This window comes from uncultured Streptococcus sp. (assembly GCF_915066115.1).
In the GTDB taxonomy this organism is placed as follows: Bacteria; Bacillota; Bacilli; order Lactobacillales; family Streptococcaceae; genus Streptococcus.
Genome location: NZ_CAJZDT010000164.1, coordinates 1 through 3349 on the forward strand (window position 1 = coordinate 1; position 3349 = coordinate 3349).

The 3349-nt window shown below is 41.2% G+C and carries 5 protein-coding genes; all 5 read left to right on the top strand.

What is annotated here, in order from left to right:
• Window positions 1-416 (top strand): methyltransferase (locus QZ565_RS08860; RefSeq protein WP_295528400.1); only part of this gene is annotated, 416 nt, incomplete at its 5' end.
• A complete protein-coding gene (locus QZ565_RS08865) occupies window positions 400-1002 on the top strand; it encodes an L-threonylcarbamoyladenylate synthase (RefSeq protein ID WP_084929663.1) in 603 nt (200 codons plus the stop codon). The genes QZ565_RS08860 and QZ565_RS08865, both read left to right, overlap by 17 nt.
• 1 nt (window position 1003) lies before the next feature.
• Window positions 1004-1435, top strand: a complete 432-nt coding sequence (locus QZ565_RS08870) for a GNAT family N-acetyltransferase (RefSeq protein WP_295528406.1) — start codon at window positions 1004-1006, stop codon at window positions 1433-1435.
• Window positions 1436-1494: 59 nt separating this feature from the next.
• A complete protein-coding gene (glyA, locus tag QZ565_RS08875) occupies window positions 1495-2751 on the top strand; it encodes a serine hydroxymethyltransferase (protein ID WP_265485035.1) in 1257 nt (418 codons plus the stop codon).
• 7 nt (window positions 2752-2758) lie between these two features.
• Window positions 2759-3349: nucleoid-associated protein (locus tag QZ565_RS08880; protein ID WP_295528411.1), on the top strand; the 591-nt coding region annotated here is incomplete at its 3' end.

Genomic DNA, 3349 nt, shown 5'->3' on the forward strand with positions numbered 1-3349 from the left:
ATTCCCAAAATGCTTTAGAGTTAGCTAGCGAAAATGCTAAAAATCAAAATCTTCAAATATTTTTAAAAAAATCTGACTGTTTTACAGAAATTTCTGAAAAATATGATATAATTGTTTCCAATCCACCCTATATCTCTCGTGAAGATGCGTCAGAGGTCGGCTTGAATGTTTTGCATTCAGAACCTCATCTAGCTCTCTTTGCAGACGAGGATGGCCTAGCTATTTACCGTAGAATTGCGGAAGATGCAAAAGACTATCTCAAAGATGGTGGTAAGATTTACCTTGAAATTGGATACAAGCAAGGTCAAAGTGTTCCTGAACTTTTTAGGAAACATCTTCCTGAACAGCGAGTTCGAACACTCAAGGACCAATTTGGTCAAGATAGGATGGTCGTAGTTGATGATGGACAGGATTAGACAAGAGTTGGAAAAGGGTGGGGCGGTTGTTTTACCTACCGAGACAGTTTATGGTCTCTTTGCCAAAGCTCTAGACGAAAAAGCAGTTAATCATGTATACCAGCTCAAACGTCGTCCAAGAGACAAGGCGCTTAATCTCAATATCGCCTCTTTAGAGGATATCTTGAACTTTTCAAAGAATCAGCCAACTTATCTACAAAAACTTGTAGAGACCTTTTTACCAGGTCCCTTGACCATTATCCTTGAAGCCAATGACCGAGTTCCCTATTGGGTCAATTCTGGTCTTGCAACTGTTGGATTTCGGATGCCGAGTCATCCCATTACCCTTGATTTGATTCGAGAGACGGGGCCCTTGATTGGACCGTCTGCCAATATTTCAGGTCAGGCAAGTGGAGTGACATTTAAGCAAATTCTAGAGGATTTTGACCAAGAGGTTTTGGGTCTGGAAGACGATGCTTTTCTAACTGGACAGGATTCAACTATTTTGGATTTGTCTGGAGACAAGGTGAAAATCTTACGCCAAGGGGCCATTAAGCGAGAAGATATTCTTGCTCGGTTGCCAGAGATTTCTTTTGAGGAGGCTTAAAATGCTAAGAAATTTAAGAGAAACAGATGTGAAAGCTATTTGTAACATCAACCAAGAGGCTTTGGGCTATTCTTTTAGTCCAGAGGACACAGCTAGTCAACTAACTATATTATCTCAGGATTCACATCATTTCCTACTTGGCTATGAGGATGAAGACAGTCATGCCTTGCTTGGATATGTCCACGCTGAGGTCTATGAATCACTTTATTCTAAAGCAGGATTTAATATTTTAGCCTTAGCAGTTTCACCTCAAGCGCAAGGGCAAGGTATTGGTAAAAGCTTATTGCAAGGGTTGGATCAAGAAGCAAAAAGACGGGGTTATGGGTTTATCCGCTTAAACTCTGCCGATCATCGTCTGGGTGCTCATGCATTTTATGAAAAAGTTGGTTATACTTGTGATAAAGTGCAGAAACGGTTTATTCGCATCTTTTAGTTTATTTTCTTATTGTAAAACAAACTAAAGGACCAGTCACACTATAAAGGAGAAGACCTATGATTTTTGACAAAGACGATTTTAAAGCATATGATGCTGATCTCTGGAATGCTATTGCCAAAGAAGAAGAACGCCAACAAAACAACATTGAGTTGATTGCTTCGGAAAACGTAGTTTCCAAGGCTGTTATGGCAGCTCAAGGGTCTATCTTGACGAATAAATACGCCGAAGGCTACCCAGGTCGCCGTTATTATGGTGGAACAGATGTAGTAGACGTGGTAGAAAGTCTAGCTATTGAACGTGCAAAAGAAATTTTCGGTGCAAAATTTGCCAATGTCCAACCTCACTCAGGAAGCCAAGCCAACTGTGCGGCTTACATGGCCTTGATTGAGCCAGGTGATACCGTTATGGGGATGGATTTGGCAGCAGGTGGACACTTGACTCACGGAGCTCCTGTCAGCTTCTCAGGTCAAACTTATAACTTTGTGTCTTATAGTGTGGACCCTGAAACAGAACTCTTGGACTTTGATGCTATCTTGAAACAAGCCCAAGAAGTAAAACCAAAATTGATTGTAGCAGGTGCTTCAGCCTATTCTCAAATTATCGACTTTTCAAAATTCCGTGAAATTGCTGATGCTGTTGGAGCTAAGCTCATGGTGGACATGGCTCATATCGCTGGTTTGGTGGCAGCTGGTCTACATCCGAGCCCAGTGCCATACGCTCACATCACTACAACAACGACCCACAAAACCCTTCGTGGACCACGTGGTGGTTTGATTTTGACTAATGACGAAGAACTTGCTAAGAAAATCAATTCAGCTATTTTCCCAGGTATTCAGGGCGGTCCTTTGGAGCATGTTGTTGCAGCTAAGGCAGTTTCATTCAAAGAAGTTTTGGATCCAGCCTTCAAGGAATACGCTGCTAATGTGATCAAAAACAGCAAGGCTATGGCAGATGTCTTCTTGCAAGACCCTGATTTCCGTATTATTTCTGGTGGGACTGAAAACCACCTCTTCCTAGTGGATGTGACTAAGGTTGTAGAAAACGGAAAAGTTGCTCAAAACTTGCTGGATGAAGTCAATATTACCCTAAATAAAAACTCAATTCCTTACGAAACCTTGTCACCATTCAAGACAAGTGGGATTCGTATCGGAGCAGCAGCCATTACTGCACGTGGATTTGGTGAAGAAGAAAGTCGCAAAGTGGCTAAGCTCATCATTAAAACCCTCAAGAATGCAGAAAATGAAGCTGTCTTAGAAGAAGTGAGAAGTGCAGTTAAAGAATTAACAGATGCCTTCCCATTATACGAGGACTAATACTTTTATGGACATTTATATTAAGAAAGCTATTATCCATCAGTTCAGTCCGGATGATACCGAGCTGTTCCTAGCGGATAAGTTTCTCAATATCACTCCAAAAATCGAAGAATACTTGCGTAAAAAAATTGAACGTGTGTATTCAGATGAAGCTAAGACTGGGATTTTCGAAGAAGAAAATCCCTTCTTCAATCACATCACAGACGATTTGTTGGAGACATCAGTAACACTGGCTAATCTCTGGAAAGAGGAGTTCAGCATTTCAGAAAATCTCAAGACCAATGACTTGATTTTTGTGCAATTTTCTAAAGAAGGTGTAGAACATTTTGCTTTCTTACGAATTGCCCTGCGGGAGACCTTGACTCACCTCGGAGGAGAGGTTGACAATCCAATCAAGCTAACTCAGAATAACTTGCCTGGATTTGGAACGGGTGCTGATGAGGCCTTAGTGATTAATCTTCAGAGCCGCAAGTACCATCTGATTGAAAAACGAATCAAGTACAACGGGACTTTTTTGAACTATTTTTCAGAAAATCTCCTAGCTGTCGCTCCTAAGATTTCTCCCAAGAAATCCATCAAGGAATTGGAAAAAACAGCC

Bases quoted from the DNA above. Each gene is read 5' to 3' on its own strand.
- QZ565_RS08865 (WP_084929663.1), top strand. From the start codon at position 400: ATGATGGACAGGATTAGACAAGAGTTGGAAAAGGGTGGGGCGGTTGTT.
- QZ565_RS08870 (WP_295528406.1), top strand. From the start codon at position 1,004: ATGCTAAGAAATTTAAGAGAAACAGATGTGAAAGCTATTTGTAACATC.
- glyA (WP_265485035.1), top strand. From the start codon at position 1,495: ATGATTTTTGACAAAGACGATTTTAAAGCATATGATGCTGATCTCTGG.